General features: G+C 62.0%; 13 protein-coding genes. 1 reads left to right on the plus strand and 12 read right to left on the minus strand.

What is annotated here, in order from left to right:
* Window positions 1–30 precede the first annotated feature (30 nt).
* The gene (locus JNJ45_12180; protein MBL8049428.1) at window positions 31–3,051 is read right to left on the minus strand and encodes a toxin-antitoxin system YwqK family antitoxin; all 3,021 of its coding nucleotides are present in this window, start codon (window positions 3,049–3,051) and stop codon (window positions 31–33) included.
* 82 nt (window positions 3,052–3,133) lie between these two features.
* Window positions 3,134–4,180 carry an endonuclease/exonuclease/phosphatase family protein gene (locus tag JNJ45_12185; GenBank protein ID MBL8049429.1) on the minus strand — a complete coding sequence of 349 codons (1,047 nt, stop codon included), beginning with the start codon at window positions 4,178–4,180 and terminating at the stop codon, window positions 3,134–3,136.
* 77 nt (window positions 4,181–4,257) lie between these two features.
* Between JNJ45_12185 and obgE the strand changes: the two genes are divergently transcribed.
* Complete coding sequence (gene obgE, locus JNJ45_12190; GenBank protein ID MBL8049430.1) at window positions 4,258–5,541, plus strand: GTPase ObgE; 1,284 nt, start codon at window positions 4,258–4,260, stop codon at window positions 5,539–5,541.
* Here obgE and JNJ45_12195 read toward each other — a convergent pair.
* The 10 genes from JNJ45_12195 to JNJ45_12240 are packed head-to-tail and all read right to left on the minus strand — an operon-like array spanning window position 5,522 to window position 17,336.
* Window positions 5,522–7,267, minus strand: a complete 1,746-nt coding sequence (locus JNJ45_12195; GenBank protein ID MBL8049431.1) for a hypothetical protein — start codon at window positions 7,265–7,267, stop codon at window positions 5,522–5,524. The genes obgE and JNJ45_12195 overlap by 20 nt on opposite strands.
* Window positions 7,209–8,030, minus strand: coding sequence for an N-acetylmuramic acid 6-phosphate etherase (gene murQ / locus JNJ45_12200; protein ID MBL8049432.1), 822 nt, complete (start codon window positions 8,028–8,030; stop codon window positions 7,209–7,211). Before murQ ends, JNJ45_12195 begins: the two co-directional genes overlap by 59 nt.
* On the minus strand, window positions 8,027–8,881 hold the full coding sequence (locus JNJ45_12205; protein MBL8049433.1) for a hypothetical protein: 855 nt from the start codon (window positions 8,879–8,881) through the stop codon (window positions 8,027–8,029). Before JNJ45_12205 ends, murQ begins: the two co-directional genes overlap by 4 nt.
* Before the next feature lie 2 nt (window positions 8,882–8,883).
* Window positions 8,884–10,140 carry a S41 family peptidase gene (locus JNJ45_12210; GenBank protein ID MBL8049434.1) on the minus strand — a complete coding sequence of 419 codons (1,257 nt, stop codon included), beginning with the start codon at window positions 10,138–10,140 and terminating at the stop codon, window positions 8,884–8,886.
* The gene (locus JNJ45_12215) at window positions 10,137–11,390 is read right to left on the minus strand and encodes a PDZ domain-containing protein (GenBank protein ID MBL8049435.1); all 1,254 of its coding nucleotides are present in this window, start codon (window positions 11,388–11,390) and stop codon (window positions 10,137–10,139) included. Before JNJ45_12215 ends, JNJ45_12210 begins: the two co-directional genes overlap by 4 nt.
* A gap of 7 nt (window positions 11,391–11,397) precedes the next feature.
* Complete coding sequence (locus JNJ45_12220) at window positions 11,398–11,841, minus strand: RpiB/LacA/LacB family sugar-phosphate isomerase (GenBank protein MBL8049436.1); 444 nt, start codon at window positions 11,839–11,841, stop codon at window positions 11,398–11,400.
* Complete coding sequence (locus tag JNJ45_12225; GenBank protein MBL8049437.1) at window positions 11,838–13,991, minus strand: HEAT repeat domain-containing protein; 2,154 nt, start codon at window positions 13,989–13,991, stop codon at window positions 11,838–11,840. Before JNJ45_12225 ends, JNJ45_12220 begins: the two co-directional genes overlap by 4 nt.
* Complete coding sequence (locus tag JNJ45_12230) at window positions 13,988–14,827, minus strand: S-methyl-5'-thioadenosine phosphorylase (GenBank protein ID MBL8049438.1); 840 nt, start codon at window positions 14,825–14,827, stop codon at window positions 13,988–13,990. The genes JNJ45_12225 and JNJ45_12230 overlap by 4 nt, the downstream gene beginning before the upstream one ends.
* A gap of 27 nt (window positions 14,828–14,854) precedes the next feature.
* Window positions 14,855–15,691, minus strand: coding sequence for an ABC transporter substrate-binding protein (locus tag JNJ45_12235; protein MBL8049439.1), 837 nt, complete (start codon window positions 15,689–15,691; stop codon window positions 14,855–14,857).
* Between the two features lie 10 nt (window positions 15,692–15,701).
* Window positions 15,702–17,336 (minus strand): beta-N-acetylhexosaminidase, encoded by a 1,635-nt coding sequence (locus JNJ45_12240; GenBank protein ID MBL8049440.1) that lies wholly within the window; start codon window positions 17,334–17,336, stop codon window positions 15,702–15,704.
* Window positions 17,337–17,347: the final 11 nt, after the last annotated feature.

The following is a 17,347-nucleotide window of genomic DNA, read 5'->3' on the forward strand; positions in this document are numbered from 1 at the left end:
CAAGCCATGCGCTTGCCTGCACGCAATTTTTTATCCGCCTCGATAAGCCCGCTGACCCGCCTCTTGCGCCTCTTTCAGAAGTTTGGTTAAGGCGTTAAGTTGCGTTTGCAATGGCCTTACGACCGAGTCCGGGGCGCCGTCCGTGATTGCTTGGCGCAATGTCGCGCGCGTGGATATCTGCACGCGGTAGATCTCGGCTTTTACCAAGATTTCGGCTTGCGTGAGATTGCGGCCCGGGGTGTGAAGACGCGCCAACTCCGCCCGCGTGATGTTAGTAGAGATGCGTGGCGCGGTGGACCCGCCGGCGCCCGCCAGATCGGTGCCGACCAAGCGCGAAATGTCACTTGCGGCGCGGCCCTCTTGCAGTGCGGCTCGCTCGGCGGCGGTCATCACGGATGTGCGACTCACCGCGCCACCGGCGTCGGCGGCCAATGTCACCGTGGTGCGCCCGGCGGCGGCTGCCGCGCGACCGGTCAAGGTCGTTCGCACCGCGCCCACCGCGGTGCTGGCGACTCGCGCTCCACCCTGGACAATCTTGCCGCCGGTGAGCACCAGCGCGCCATCCACCACATAACCGGCGGCGGTGAGGCGACTGTTGGCGGCGAGCATTTCCGCCGCGCCGTCAACTTGCACCTGCGCGGATTCGCGCAGGCCGCGGAGAATCTCCTTCTCTTCGTTGGTGGTTTTGGGGTCGGCCATCTGCGCGTCAATGGCGGCGAGTTTGGCTTCAGCCAGCACCCGTTCGCGCGCCGCCGAGCGAGTTGTCCGCTTGGTTTCTTGCTGCATTTGCGAGCCGATGGACACGTACTTGGTCACGCCGGTGACATCCTCCTTGACGTCCTGCAGCGAGGAATCCGCGGCGATTTTGGCGTTGGCCGCCGCGTAAGCACGGCTCGTGACGTCGCGCGCGACGCGGCTTTGCAGGTCGGCGGTGCGCTGCATTTCGGCGGCCTCCTCGGGGGTCGGCTCAAGAATCTCAATCGCCTTCTCGGAGAAGGCATCCTGCAGCGCCATGATGCGCTTGGCTTCTTGCTTATCGCCGCGCGCGATGGCCGCATCGTACTGCCGCTGAAGATCTTTGGCGGTCGCGTAGGTGTTGGCGATTTCTTCTTGCCGCGCAAACCGCGCCTTGCGGGCTTTTGCCTTGGCTTCGGCGGCCACTCTCTCGGCCTCAATTGCATCGAGTTTCTTTTGGCCCTCAGCAGTGATCGCCGCGTTGGCGAGCTGGGCTCGCAACTTCGCTTGTTCGTCGCGAGCGGCGGCGGCCTCGCGCTCGGCTTGGCGCATGCGGTTTTCCTCGGCCATGCGCTCCGACGAGGCGTAGCGGTTTTTCAGGCTCGCCGGCAAATCGTCCCAATCGGTGCCCTTGAGAACCTGCTCAAAGTAGGTGCGTCCGGGCTCGGCAGCGGCCACCACGTGGCTGGATTGTTCCGTTACCGCGCCGTTCTTATCCCGAACAGTCGTGGTCGTGTTGCCCGACCGATCCATGGTGATCGTCGTGGTTTGGCCGTCCTTTTCTCGCAGACGACGCTCGGTATTGCCGTTGGCGTCAATCTTCTCCATCCACCCGTCGGGCATCTCGCGCACGGTGCGCAGCAAGTTGCCCTCGCGATCGCGAATCTGGTGCACCATCATGCCGCTGCTGGTGACGCGCGATGTCTTGGTTTCGCCGGTGGCCTTACGCTCGACGGTGGTTACCACGCCATCCTTGGTGGTCGTCGTTTTCACCTCGTTTTCGCCTGGCCGCGAGTGGGTCACGGTCATCGTGCCGTCGGTCCCGTAAACCGTGGTGACGCGGTTGCCGTCCTTGTCGGTTTCCACGACGCGGGTCGAGCCATCGGCGTCCGTGGAGGAGCGTCCCGCATATTCCGAGGTCGTTCCGTCGCGGTTGCGGCGCGTGGTGCGGACCGTGCCGGTGGCGGGGTCCTCCGACATCGCGATGAGGTCCGCCTGATCGCTCGGCCCGGGCGGTGTGACATTCGCCACGGCTGGTGTGCGGATGCCGTTCTTGTCCACTTCCACCACCTCGCGCGTGCCGTCGGGTTTGGTGTAAGCGATTTTGGTGACGCCCGTGGCGGGGTCGGTGCCGTAGCTCAGCTCGCGCACCAGGACATCTTTTTCGTAGAGCCCGGCCTTGGTGACCTTGCCCTTGATAAACGTCACCCAAACGCCCGACTTCATGGGGCTGTAGAGGGTGTTTTCGTGCAAGCGATTGCCGCTCGCCTGGCCCTGAAACTCCACCAGCCCGGCTTCATCAAAGCGGGTCCACGAGCCAATGGTTTTGGCGTTGTCGAACATCACTTCGTAGTGCTTCGTGCCATCGGCGCGCCACTCCGTGTGCAGCCCATCGCGATTGTTCTTGACCCACGTGCCTTCGGAAAACTTCTTGCCGTTGTCGTGGTACTCCGTCCAAACGCCGGTGGCCACGGGCGCACCCAGGTAGTTGTTGTGCAGGTAGTTGCCCGCGGATTGACCTTGGCGTCGGATCTTACCGTTCGAGTGGTACATCGTCCACAGGCCCACGGCCTGGCCGTCTTTGGCGTTGGCCTCCAGCTGAACCTGGCCCGATTCAAAGTAGTCGCGCCATGGTCCGGTCATTAGGTCGTTGCCGAAGTCGCCCTCGCTCTTCTTTTTGCCGCTCGCAAAGTACATCGTCCAGCGACCGGTGCGCTTGGGCGAGGTCGCCATGTTGGCGCCAAAGTTACACCCAAAGGTCGGGCCCTGCTGATAGATGTTGCCGCTCTCGTGATACTCCAGGTAGGTCCCGGTGAGTTGGCCATTTTGGAACGTGACATCGAGCTTGAGCTTGCCATTCGGCCAGAAGTCCTGGCACTTACCGACCATCAGGTCTTTTGCGTACTGGGCCACGCGGTTCTTTTGGCCCTTCTCGTGAAACGACTCGTACAAGCCTTCCCGCTTGTTGTCAATCACCGTAAATCGTTCTTTGATCTGGCCGTTGGCGTGCCGTGTGATGATCTGCTCGGCGGCCGCGAGCGACCAAAGGGAAGTGCCCCACACCAGGGCGAGCGCGCGAAGGAATGACCTAGCCATTGTTTCCTGCCTATTAGTGGGATTATAGCAATCGGCCACGCCCTTGGCGCGACTTTCTTTCTTGCGGGTTTTGTGCCCGTTTCTACTTGGTTGGCGGACGGGGTACGCCGAGCGCGAAGTCGGCGTACACCGGCTGGTGGTCGCTCGCTTGGGTGCCTTTTTCGAGCCACTCCACCAAGCGAGTGCCGTCGGGTTGGTCGGTCACCTTCACACGCGGCCCCTTGCCGCGAATCGAATCTGCCTTCGCGTAAATCTGCATCTTGCCCGGCACTTCTTTGGCGAGCTTCGGCGACACCAAAATCTGGTCGAACAGAATCTGCGTTACGGGCACGTCGTCGGGGAACTTGTAATCCTTGCCGCGCACGTTGTCGTTGCTCGCCGAAGCCCCGGTCACGATCGGCGTCATGTCCTCGCCCTTAAACACTCGCTCCAGCCCGTGCGTCACGTAGTCCTTGGCGTAGAGATCTTGGGCCAGGTTGATGCAGACTTTCTGCGGCGTACCCGCACCCGCCGGACACATCAGATCGCCCGATTCGAGAATATTCACCGAGCGATCGTCGGGCGAATCGTTGAAGTCGCCCATCACGATGTAGTCTTTTTCGGTCCCGCTTAATCCGTAGAGAAAGCTCGCCAACATGCCGGCAGCAGCTTCGCGCTGCAGGTCGGTTTGCATGCGGCCGCCCGATCGCGACTTGAGGTGCAGCACGTAAACGGGCACTTGCCGTCCGTTCGGCGCTTCCACAATCGCCCGAATCACGTCGCGGCGGTTGGGGAACATCGGGTTGAAAAGCGGGCGAGTAAACACCAACTCCCACTCCACCAACTTGAACGGTTTGCGCACCGCGATTGCCAGCTCTTGCGGTTCGGTCGGGTCATCTTGAATGCCCACTTGCCAGTCGCCACCCGCAGGAAACAGCTGCGCCACGGCGGCCTTGCTTTGCACTTCCATCAGGCCGATCACGTTCGGCTTGAGGTTGCTGAGCACCGAATTGATGTTCGCGATCCGCTCCGCCGTTGCGCCTTCGCCGAACCATTCCAGGTTGTAGCTGGCCACCCGCATGGCGGTGGTTTGGGCGAGCGCGGAACCCGCCAAAGAGAGGCTCGCGAGAGCGAAAGTGAGGTGCTTCATAGCCTTATTTTGGACGAGCACCGGGCCCCGGTGCTTTCACTAGTTTAAGGTTCGGCGCAAAGCTTCATAATAGGGTTATGTTTTTTGATGAGGCCATCGTTGAGTTTGTGTCCGGGGACGGTGGTTCGGGGGCTGTGGCCTTCCACCGCGAAAAGCATGTCCCGCGTGGCGGTCCCAATGGCGCGGATGGTGGACGCGGCGGCAACGTGATTCTCATGGCCGAGCGCGGCATGCGAACCCTCTACGATTTCTCGATGCGCCGCAAGTTTAGCGCCGAGCCCGGCGCGCACGCCGTCGGCAACAAGCGCGGACGCAGCTCCAAGGACGTCATCGTCAAGGTGCCGGTCGGCACCGTCATATGGGACACCGTGATGGATGAGCAGCTCGCTGACCTTAACTTGCACGGCATGAAGTTTGTGGTCTGCAAGGGCGGTCGCGGCGGTCGCGGCAACCTGCACTATGTCAGTAGCGTGCGCCAAGTACCCAACTTCGCCGAAAAGGGCGCACCCGGCGAAACCGTGACGGCAAAGCTCGAGCTCAAGCTGCTCGCCGACGTCGGCCTGATTGGCCTGCCAAACGCGGGGAAGAGCACCCTGCTCGGCGCGCTCAGCGCGGCCCGCCCGAAAATCGGCGACTACCCGTTTACGACGATTACGCCGAATCTGGGCGTGGTCTCCCTCGGCGACAAGTCGTTTGTCATGGCCGACATGCCCGGCCTCATCGAGGGCGCGCGGCTCGGCCACGGCCTGGGGCACCAATTTTTGCGGCACATCGAGCGCACCAAGGTGCTTATCCACGTGGTGGACATGGCCCCGATCGACGAAAGCGATCCGGTGCGCAACTTTGAGCTCATCGAAAATGAGCTCAAGGAATACAGCGAGGAGGTGTGGTCGCGGCCGCGCGTCGTGTTGCTCAACAAAATTGACATGATTGCCCCGGGCTCGCCGGAGAACGATCGCCTGCAGGAACTCCGCGATCGCTTGCAGCGCGACGGCATCCCCGTTTTCGCCGGTTCGGGCGCGGCGAAGCTCGGCCTCGACCCGATGCTCTACGAGGTGGTGAGCACCCTTGAAGCGCAGGAGAGCGTCGAAAGCATGCCGACGCTCATGCCCGCCACCGCGCGCGAAGAAGTGGACGAGGGCTGGGACGTCGTGCCCGCGCCCGAAGGCGGCTGGGAAGTCATCGGTCGCCGTGTGCTGCGCATGGTGAAAATGACCAACCTCAACAACACCGATAGTGTGCGATTTTTGCACCGACGCTTAGAGCGCATGGGCGTGATCGAGCGCCTGCGCGAGCTCGGCGCGGATGAAGACGACTCGGTGTTTGTCGGCGACGCCGTCTTTAGTTTCCGCGACTATTGATGTGAGCCCCGCTCTTTGAAATCGCGATGTCGTAGGTCTTGGTGCCGATGACAATCCCGCTCAGCCGGATGCTGTTCCAGGCTTGCGGGAGCCGGGGTTTGAAGCTCAGATAGCGTCCGCTGGGTAGTTTGAGCCCGCTGGGCTTGTCGTCGATGCGAGCGCCGCCGAACCCGTAGATCACGGTTTGCAGCGAGCCCGCCATCCCCGTGTAGAAGATCGAGCGATCTTGCTGCGCGGCTTTTTTCTCGCGGAAGAGGTCGCCGTCCGTCGTGTAGGGCACCCAGCTATCGCGCCACTCCCGATAGGCTTGTTCGACATCGCCGAACCGCGCTCGCACGGTCGCGTCAATGGCGTGGCTCATCGCTGGGCCGTTATCAATGACCTTGCCCGCGAATCTGGTCAGCATTTGGCTGGCCTCTTTTTCGGCGGCCGGGTCTTGCAGCGGGTAGATGCTCAACAAGGCGGCGGCCTGCTTGTAGGTGCGCAGCCGGTCGCCGTTGTAGGTCAAAAAGGTGGTTGCATCGCGCGGGCGGGCGGCGGTCCACGTGGGGTCGGCGTAACTGCGCACGACCTGCTCGGCGAGGATGTTGGTGTAAAGATCGTTGTCGCCGGTGTGGTGCTCGTCGGGGCTCATCGTGCCGAAGATGCCTTGCTCGCCGGGCCGCACCTCTTGCGCCCGCGATTGGTAGAAACTCGCCACCGACCGCCCCGCGTCGGTGATATTGAGTTGCGGCAAAAAGTCCTTGGCGCGTTCCAGACCAAGCATGACGGAGCCTGAAATGTGGTGCTGAAAACGACTCGGCCCGGGCACGGTCTCGCGGCCACTCACGCTGCTTTCCCAGGGGAACATCGCGCCGAGCACGTGCACCCGCGCCCCGCTGAGATCGAGCTTGCCCTTGCCGATTGGCGTGCCGTCCGCGAGCCACTCGCTAAAGTTGGATTTGGCCTGCGGGAGGCGCTGCAGGCGAAATTGGGCGAGGGCGTTGGCCGAATCCGGCGCAAGCCACACCAACACCGGCATCATCCACACATCCGCATCCCAGAACGTGTGCCCAAAGTAAATCTCGCTGCTCAGCCCCATCGGCGCAAACTGCCGTGGCTGTTCGGGAAGCTCGGTTTGCAGCCGTTGGGAAGCGATCTGCACAAACCGTTCATCGTCCTTGTCGGTGGATTCGATGGTCAAGGTTGCCCGCGGAACGCGGATTCGCCCGGCAACGGGAATTCTGATCTCTTCGGTTAGCGGCTTGCCGTCGTAAATGGGCACCGCGTCGCCGGAAACCTGTAGCGACCAGGTCAGTTGCAGGTACGAATTCACCGCCGTCTCGGCGGTGAACTCCCACTGTTTGCCGCCCGCCTGGGCCGTGCCCTTAGTGATCACCTTGCCGACCTCCCAGGTTTGCGTCTGCCGCAACAACCTGGCGGCCATGCGCTTGCCGTTGAGTTCCCACTCCAACTTCCCGTTGAGGGGGTGCGGCACCGGCACAATCTTCTCTTCGCCGGTTTTTTGGTAGCTATCCAACGAGAACGCGGGCAACCCGTTCCCGAGACCGAAGTCGCCGACGCGGAACCCCATCGTGCCGTTGCCTAAGAACTGCGTGGATTTCGCGGGGACCAGAGCGGGCGGGGTTGGCTCCGCCGGCTGGCGGCCACAGCCGCAAAGCAAAAAGCTAAGCGCTAGGAGCGGCGGCGCGGAGTTCTTCCAGCACCTTACGAATGTTCCAGTCATGAGCCTCCAAGGCGGCGTGCGCCTCATCTTCGGTCGCGGTCGAAAGCTCGCGCACGATCCGCACGCAACGCTCTTTGAGCTTCGCGTTCTTCGCCTTGACATCCACCATTAGGTTCTCGATGACCTTGCCGCTCAGCACCATTGCGCCGGTGCTGATGCGGTTGAGGGCGAGCTTTTGTGCGGTGCCGGCCTTCAGGCGGGTGCTACCAGTCAAGACCTCGGGGCCGGTATCCATAAGGATGCCCAAATCGGCGGCGGTGAGCACCGGCGTGTTGCGGTTGTTGGCGATGCCGCAAGTCCACACGCCCTTTTGGTGCGCATGCCGAATGGCGGCGACCACGAATGGCGTTTTGCCCGATGCGGCGATGCCGACCACGACGTCGTTTTTGTTGAGATCGATGGCGTTGAGCGCTTCCACGGCGGCGTGTTCGCTATCTTCGCTCTCCTCCACGGCTTGGCCCACGGCGGTGTCGCCTCCGGCCTGAATCCCGATAAATCGTCCGGCGTCAATGCCAAAGGTCGGCGGCATTTCGGCGGCGTCCATCACGGCGATGCGTCCGCTGGTGCCAGCCCCGACATAGATGATGCGCCCACCTCGTTGAAAGGCTTCGGCGGCCTTGGCCGCGGTGATGGCGAGTTCGCGTTCGCAGGATTGCAACACGCGCTGAACGACCTGCTCCTCCTCATTCATCAATCGCATGATCTCTTCGGCGGACATCTTGTCCAGGCCAAATGAACGGGGGTTTCTTCCTTCTGTGCTCATGAAAACGTAGCTTTTGCCAGGCGCATCGCACCTTCGACCGGCGTCATTGACGGCTCCACTATTGTAGCCGAAATCAGGTGGTGACTGAATGCGATGCGGAGGTCGGGATGCGCCTCCCACACGCCTCCGGCGAGGCCAACGGTCGGGTTAGTTTGGCCGGGATGATAGTGCGAAAGATGCGCCGCCACTTGCGTGGCGAGGTCGCCCAAACTGCTCTGAATCGCGGGGTCTTGCGAGTTGTTGGCCGCGAGAGTGGGGAACAGCGGGGCGAGCGCGGCGGCGGGATTGGGAGTTTGATACAGCCAGCGAAGGACGGCGTCGCGATCCACGCCACCCGCGAGTTCGGCAAGCTTTTCGTGGGTTGCGGAGTTGCCGGTCGGCCCGGCGACCACAACGTTGGCGTTGATCCAGCGGCGCATGATGTCCACCGCGCTACCCGCATCGCCGAGGAAAGGACCGCCCCCACCCGAGCGCACGAGCCGCCCATCCACGCGACTGAAAATGGAGCTACCCGTGCCCGCGATGACACCGACCAAAGTGCCCTCGGGAAACGCGGCCAACGCCGCCGCGCAATCGCTTTCGGCTCGACATCGTTCGGGTGCCAAACCAATCGCTTGGGCTAGCGCGGCCGCGCAAACTGCTTCATCGGCGGGCAATGCGCCCGCGAAACAACCGTAAACCGCGTCGGCGGTTTCGCCGCGAACAGCCTCGCGAATCGTCTGAATCCACTGCTCGCGAGGCGTGGTGAACCAGTTGCACGGCCCCCCTTGCGATTCAAAAACCAGGCCGCTGGCGTCTTCGATGCGAATTTTGGCGGAGGTGCCTCCGCCGTCAATCGCCATCCAACGCATGGCTAGAAAGCTCGCTTCTCCTTGATGACTTCGAGCGCCTTTTTCAGCTGAGCGTCGGTGTTGGGATCGCCCACCTGCGTATCCGGGTGGAAGCTCATTTTCACTTCGACATCCGGCTTGAGCCCGCCCGAAAGCCACTGGCCATCGTCATCTTGCTTGCGCGAAATGTCGGCTCCGTTCGGCAGGAAGTACTTCGCCACGGTGATTTTGGCGCTGGCCCCATCGTTAAACGGAATCAGATTCTGCACGCTGGCCTTGCCGTAGGAGTGCGCGCCGACCAGAGTGGCGAGGCCGTAATCCTTCATCGCGCCGGCAAAGATTTCGCTCGCGCTGGCCGAATCCTCGTTGATGAGAATGACCACCGGGCAACGAATGTCTCGCTTGAAGTTGTGATAAGTCTTGGTGACTTGCTGGTTGCCGGTGCGGTCGCGCATGCTCACCACGATCTTGTTTTCGGCGAACATCGAAAGCATGTCGCGGGCGGCTTCGAGCAGGCCGCCGGGGTTGCCGCGCAGGTCGATAATCAGGCCCTCGGCGTTCTCTACGCCAAAGCGGTTGAGCTGCTCTTCGAACTGCCGCGCGGTCACCTGGCTAAAGCCAAACACGCTGATGTAGACGACGTTGCTGCCCTCGATCATCGTGCCATCCACGCTGGGCTGCAACACCTGCGCGCGGCGGATGGTGAACTCGGGCGTCGAGCCGTTGCCGCGAAGAACGCGCAATTTGACGTTCGTTCCTTCGGGTCCCTTAATTTGTTTGATGATCGCGTCCGTCTCTTGGCCCGCGATGGACTTGCCGTTGACGTGGGTGATGATATCGCGATCGCGAATGCCCGCCTGATAGGCCGGGCCGGTGGGGAAGGCACTGGTGATTTTGACGCCGAGATCGTGCCGCATGAGCCGTGCGCCGACGCCGCCATAGTTTTGCGCGCCGCGGGTTTCTTCGGCAAAGGCTTCGCTGACTTCGGGTTCAAAGAACATCGTATGCGGATCGCCCAGCGAGGCCATCACCCCGGACATTCCGGCGTAGGTCAGGTCGGCATCGTCCACCTTTTTGTAGTAGTTCTGATGGATAAAGTCGTGCACCTGCAGGAAGGTCTCCACCGGCGCGACCTCCTTCTTTTCCTTCGGCAAGACCCGGGCGAGGGTTTCGCCATCGGGCAGCCTTTGGTCGCGCAGTTCTGGCGCGGAGAATCCGACCATAAAGAACGTGGCGGGGGCTAGGATGAGCCCGGCGAGAAGTGAAATCCAGCGCTTCATTTGGACACCTTGGCGGGTTGGAACGTGCCGATGGGGAGCGTGAATCCGCTGCCATCGGGCAAGGTTTGGGTGGTCAAGACGGTGGGCGACTTCGCGGGTAACGTGCCCACGAGTTCGGCCTTGCCCGCCGCCACCAGAGCCTGAGCAAAGATGACGGCCATGCCGACCGTCGTGTTGTCGACCAATAGCTTGACCGGCCCAAATTTATCTTCGCCGTTCGTTGTGAGAGGGCGCGGCGTGCGTTGGCGTTCGTCCACAATATTGCCCCAAGTCGTTTGGCCACCGAACAAACTTAAGCAGTCTTTCATGGCGTCGAAGTCGCCCATCGTGCTGTTCCGCAGATCAAGCTCCAGGGGCTCCTTCGTGCTTAGTCGGGCAAGCTCGTCGGCCGCCCCGAGGAAGAATCGGAGTTGCGCGGGCTTGCCGTCTTGCAGCGACACCGGCGGGGCGGTCACACCCTTCGCCATGAGCTTCACGGTTTTGGTGGCTCCGGCGCGCTGAATCGTGAGGTCCAGCGGCTTTTCGCCGTTCGCCATCAGAATGTCGCGCACCTTGGTGAGGGTGGTGCCCTTCTTAATCTGCTCGTCCAAAAGCTTGAGCTTCTTTTCGGCGTCGGAAGTCCAGGGCCGAGTCTTGCGCAAAGTGGCGGAGGTTTCGCGGAAGTACTTGATGCGTGCCGTGCTCAGCAGCCAGCGGCCATCGAGCGAATCAATTTTGTCGCCGATGGCGAGACCCGCTTTCTCCGCCGCGCTGCCGGGCACCACGCTCGTCACCACGAGTTCCGGAATATCGCTGTAGACGTCGGCCTCGCGCTGGCTGTCGGTCGGGCGCTTGGCTTGCCACTTAAATTCGAGCTCCAGCCCCACGCCGCTAAATCGGCCATGCCGCGCGCTTTGATACGCCTCGAATTGGCTCTTGGTCATGAAGATGGCGAGCGGATCGCCGAGGCTGGCGACCATGCCTTTGGCTCCGCCAATCGCGAGGTCCTGATGGTTCTTCACCTCCTCGACGTAAAGCTCGTCGATCTTCGCGACAAGGCTCAGGAAATAGTCATCCGCCGCGATTTTGGTGGCCGGCGGCTTGCGGTCGTTGCTAGCCAAGAGCTGCTCGGGCGGGGCTAAGATGCCGCTCGCCGGAACTTTCGGTACGTCGTCCACTCGACCGCGCCACGCGGTGCCACCCAAAAACCCGCCGATGCACAGGGCCACGGCCGCGTAGGGGAGCCATTTTGGGGTGGTGGATTTGCTCATTCTTCGTTCAACAACCTAAAGGGGCGTCAAGTTTCTTCACCCTCTTTTCATGACGTTGTTCATTATCGGGTTTGGTCGCCAGAAATGCATCAAAAATGCCGCGCGCGAGCTCTTCGGAAATGATGCGTTCGCCCAGGCAAAGCACGTTCGCGTGGTTGTGTTGACGCGCCAACTGGCCCAATTCAACGGTGGTGCACAGTGCGGCGCGAATGTGCGGGTACCGGTTGGCCCGGATGCTCACGCCGATGCCCGACCCGCAGATGAGCACGCCAAGGTCGGCCTTGCTCTCCAAAAGATAAGGGGCCAACGCGTCGCTCGCGTCGGGGTAATCGTAACTCTCCAGACCCTCCGCACCTACTTCGGTGACCGAATGACCTAGGTTCCTTGCGTGTTCGGCGAGCATTTGCCGATAGCGAAATCCGGCGTGGTCGCTGCCAAACACCAGCTTCAACGGTGACTCCCGGCGAGCGTATCTTTCACGCCCTGGCTGGGGCTGCTCATGAGGTGTTGGAGCGCGGATTGCGGCAGGTTCAGCAACCCGCCTGAGACGAGTTTCGCCATCGCCATTTGGGTGGGCAAGTGGTTGGTGCTGGCCAGGTGCTTCACCCAATCTGGCTCCACCTTGATCTTTCGTTTGAAGCAGCCTTCCAGGGCCGCGGCTTGCGTATCCGGCAGTGGGTTGACAATCGCTTGCCGCATGAGAGCCGGGGTAACCGGCCCCGTGCCCATCAGGACGCCTTGCACCACAAACGGGCTATCGTCGGCCATAAATGTTTCGGCTTCCTTACGAATCTCGTTCTTTGGCGAGCTGAGCAGCCGCGTATAGGCCGCCGTGCGCACCGCTTCGTAGGGGTCGTTCACGGCGTAGTAGAGCAGCCGCTGATTCACCAGCTCAATGTTGAGATTCGCCCCCGCGATGGCGGTTAGCCGAACCTCGGGTTCGGGGTCGCCGAGCATCAGCAACATCGCGATGTTCGCGTTCTCCTTGGGAACGAGCGCGAGCAACTGAGCCGCTGCCTTGCGCGTGCGCCAATCGCGATTCGCGATCAGCGCGGCCGCGTCGTCAATCATGGTGAGGTCAACCAGCGGATCGAGCTTCTTGGCCTCGATCAGCAAGCGCAAGCCGGTCGCGGCGTTGCCTTGGGTGTGCTCAAAGGGTCCCTTGTCCAGCCCGGCTCGGAGCGCGGCTACGGATTCCACAGAACCCCACGTGGCCAAACATTCCATGGCCGCCCGCGCCAACGTGCGGTTTGAACTGCGGAACAGCTCCAGCACTTTGGCCCGCACGTCGGCGGTTTCGGGTTCGCCTTTGGCCCGTTCCAGAGCCTCCCACTGCAGCGAAAGGTCGGTCGAATTCAGTGCGGTAAGCACGTCGCTGGCGCTCACCGGGAACCCGGTGTAAGTGTTCAGGACCGTGACTACGCCATCGCTGACGGTCAGCGTCGCGGGTTCGCGAAGCGAGCCCATCACGCCCTCGCTGCCCGGAATCAAGATGATCTCGCTCACCGGAAACTTGCTCGGCGGCAGAGTCATGGCCACAGTGCCTTCCGCTGAAGTCAAAATGCCAATTCCCAAGTCGCTCTTCGGCATGCGAGCTTCGGGCCCCATCCAGCCGACGATCTCGAACATGTTGCCCGGCCCGCTGTAGGCGACGAAGTATTCGGCGTTGCCCGTGGCTTTCGCCCGTAGCGTCATGGCCATCGGCCCGACCGGAGCGCCGACGCTGCGACTCATCAAGCAAAGGCGTCCGTTCCGCCGGCCGGAGGCCTCCGAAATCTCGCCCAGCTTATCGCCAAACGAACCTTCCGCTTGGCCGTTCCAAACAAAGCTCTCCACCTTCGCGGCGGTGTCGTGTCGGTGCTCGCCGCTGGGAACCTCAAGACCGCTGCGCATGCGCTCGGCAGCTTCAATTTTGGTGTTGCACGCGCTCCAGGCGCGGGCAAAATCAGCCGCCAAGACGCGCGGCGACATCGGCAGGTCGCCGGTCCAGTAGCCAAGCGTCGCGGTGCGCGGGCCAAGGTCAATATTCTGCAACCGGTCGGGCCCTTGCGAGCGCGGCCACACCACCCAAGCCATGTCGTAGCCTTCCACGGCGGGCGCATCTTCGGGGTCAAAGCGCATGCGGTTCATGCGCCACGGATAAAGCTCTGCGCTGGCATCGAGCGGCGCAACCGAGCTGTCCAGGTGAATGTCAAACACCGGCGTCACCGCCCCGCCCGACTGCACCCGGATGATCTGACCGGCAAGGGCCAAGCCGTCGCGCAGGTCGGCCACGTCCTCGCGCTCAAGGGTCGCCTGGTTCGGGAACTTGCGGCCATTGGTGCCCATCGTCACCATCTCGGCCCGCATTTGCAGAATCACCAAAATGCGGGTGGTCTTGCCGGCCGGCGTCGTCGCCAGTTTGCCCGAGAAGTCACTCCAGGTCCATGCCGGACCCGTCACGCGACCGAGCGCGTTTTCGCGATGGTCTTCGTGTGTCCGGCCCGGAAACACATAACCCGCGGTCGGCAAGCTCACGTTCACCATCTCCCCGCCCACCATGGTCTGAAGTTGGCCCTGCTGGGCGGCGAAGAAGAGAGCGAGAGCGGCCGAGGTGATCATTGTTGGAAGAGGCGGATATCGTACTTGCTGGTGGCGTGACCGTCGCCGCGACTGAATTCGAGGCTTTCCATCGCGCCGAGCGAATCCAGGTCGCGCGGGAATTCCGCCACCATATCAAGTACGACTTTGCGGATGTTTTCGGCGTTCTTTTGGAAAACTTCGAGCACCGAGTGCGCGTTCACGGGACCTTCGTCGGCGACCAAACCGGCATCGTAGTCGGTGATCAGCGCGATGTTGACCACCGCCATGCCGAGCTCACGGCAGAGGTGCGCCTCGGGATATTGGGTCATGTTGATGACTTCCCAACCGGCATCGGTAAACCACTTGCTTTCGGCCTTCGTGCTGAAGCGCGGGCCCTGGATCACGACCACCGTGCCACGATCGTGACAGGTGATGCCATGCTTGCGCACGCAATCAATCGCGACCTGCCGCAGCACCGGATCGTACGTTTCGGCGGGCGAAACGTGGGTCACGATCGGCCCATCGAAAAACGTGTCGCGGCGACTGTTGGTGCGGTCCACAAACTGGTCGCAGACCACAAAGTGGCCCGGCGCGACGTGCGTTTGCAGCGAACCCGCGGCGCAAGGACTGATGATCGCCTTGACGCCCAGTTGGCGCATCGCCCACACGTTCGCGCGGTAGTTAATCATGTGCGGCGGAATCGTGTGCTTGCGTCCGTGGCGCGGCAAAAACGCGACCTTACGACCACTCACTTCGGCCATAAAAATCGCATCGCTGGGGGGACCGTAAGGCGTATCAACCTTCACTTCCTCCACATTTTCAAGCAGGCTGTAAAAGCCTGAGCCGCCAAACACACCGATTTCTGCAGTACTCATAGGATTGATTTGATAAAGCGGCAAGCGTTACTTGCCTTGTTGAATAAATTGGGTGGCGCGCGAGATCATGCCGTCCACGCGGGAACCGGCGCGGAGTAGCAGGTCGGCATTCGCCCCGGCAACCGCTCCATTTTTCACCGCCTTCAGGCTGGCCAAGCGCGGGTCCTTCATGATCGCCGCGGCCGAGCCCGGCACAAAGATCACGTCGGGATTCCAGGTGATGATTTGCTCCAGGTTAGCCGGCGCAAACTTATCGTCGTCCGGCCCGAGCACGTTCGCTCCGGCGGAACGAATGAGGTCGGCGGTGAACGAGCTTCGCCCGGCAATCATGTAGTTGCCCACGCCGTTGCCCATCAGGATAATCGCGTTCTTCGGCTGGGCACCCGCGTCGAGCTTGGCGGTGCGAACCGCGGTTTCAATCTGATCAATGTAGCGGTGGGCGCTCAGTTCGCCGCCGACTTTCCCGGCGAGACTATCAAGAAAGTCCGTGAGTTCCTTGACCGTGTGGACGTTCATTTCCACAACTTCCGCCTTGGAGGCTTCCTTCACTTTGCTGATTTCGGCGTCGGAGAACAGGCTGCCGTCCACAATCACGAGGTCGGGCTTCATGCTCGCTAAAAGCTCGTAGTTCGGCTTGACTTCGCACACCACCGGAAGCGCTTTCAGGGTGTCGGGCCAGTTACAGGCGGCCGTGCGGCCCGCCAGTTGCAGGTCCATCTTCGAGGAGAGCTCGCTCATCGAAGGGCTGAGGCTCACCACCTTTTGATAAATCTTCGGTCGAGGTCGTCCGCCATAACCATTCGACTCCTCTTTGCAACCCGCCATCACAAGGATGGCCAGTACCGCCACAGACGCCCAACGCATGCTGCCTAGTTTACTTGCCGGGGCTGGCGAGCGGGTAGGGATACGTGTTGCCGCGACCTCGGAAGTTGATGTCCATGGCCTCCAATCGGGCGCGATGCGCCTTCATGCGAATCTCAAAGTCGGCATAGTCGCGTTGTTCGCGCGTCGTCCAGCCGATTTCGCTCATCGCGCTCAGGCGAGGAAACGCCATGTACTCCAGCTTTTGCGGGTCGGGAATGTACTCGGTCCACAGCTGACATTGCACGCCGAGAACGTGCTTTTCTTGCTCGGGCGTCATGCCGGGCCGAATCGGCTCGTATTCGTAAGCCCGCTTGAGGTCGGTGTTGCCGCCAATCGCGTGCGGCTCGGTGGTGCGGTCCCCACTTTGATACGCGTCGTAGTAGGTCGTGCCTTGCGCCATCACCACGTCGTGACCCGAGCGCACGGCTTGCAACGCGCCGTCGTCGCCGAGCCAAACCATCAGGGCCGCGCCCGGCGCAAGGCCGCCTTCCAGAATCTCGGACCAGCCGATGAGCCGCCGCCCCTTGCTAGCCAGGAAGCTGTCGAACTGCCGAATGAACCACGACTGCATCTCGTGCTCGTCCTTCAGGCCGAGCTGCTTCATGCGGGCTTGGACGTCGGCGCTCGTCTTCCACTCATCCTTGGGGCATTCGTCGCCGCCCACGTGGATGAACTGGCTGGGGAACAGGTCCATCACCTCGGTCAGAACGTCCTTCAGGAACGAAATCGTGCCGTCCTTGACGTTGAACACGCTGGTGCTCACGCCCCAATTCGTCCACACATCAATCGGCTGGCCCGTGTTTCCAAGTTCGGGGTACGCCGCGATGGCCGCCTGGGCGTGGCCCGGCATTTCGATCTCGGGGACAACCGTGATATGGCGCGCCTTGGCGTAGGCCACCACCTCGCGGATGTCGTCTTGCGTGTAGAAGCCGCCATGCGGTTTGCCCGTCATTTGGCGCGGGCTGTAAACCACGGTGGAATCCTTGCGCCAGCCGCCCACGGTCGTGAGCTTCGGGTACTTCTTGATCTCGATTCGCCAACCCTGGTCATCCGTGAGATGCCAATGGAAGGTGTTCATTTTATGAAACGCGAGCTGGTCGATGTACTTCAGCACGAAGCTCTTCGGCATGAAGTGGCGGCACGAATCCAGGTGTGAGCCGCGCCATCGGAAGCGAGGCATGTCCTCAATGACGCCGCCCGGAATGCTCCACTCCGCGGTCTGCGGCGATCGGCGCAAGTTCGCCGCGGGCAAGAGCTGCCTCAGGCTCTGCACGCCGTAGAACAGACCGCGCTCGGTGGAAGCCTCCACCACAATCTCCTTGGATTTGGTGGTGAGGCGATAGCCTTCTTCGCCGAGTCGCCAATCCTTTCCGGCGAATTTGAATCGCACAACTTTGCCGCCGCGGCTTCCGACCGGAATCTCCCAACCCATCGCCGGTTCGAGCGCGTTTTTCAGCACGAGGGCCGTGCTGCGAGCCCGCTTATCCGCGACGAGCACGACGCTGGAATCGAAGGTGAACGCCTCGCCGTTGGGCGTAATGCTCAGCGGGCGCGGGACGATGGCGGGGGCGGCGAGGGCGAAACTGGCAGCGACGGTGGTGGGGGCGGCGAGGGCGAAACTGGCAGCGACGGTGGTGGCAAGCATCTTGCCGCCTA

The organism is Chthonomonas sp. (assembly GCA_016788425.1).
In the GTDB taxonomy this organism is placed as follows: Bacteria; Armatimonadota; Fimbriimonadia; order Fimbriimonadales; family Fimbriimonadaceae; genus JAEURQ01.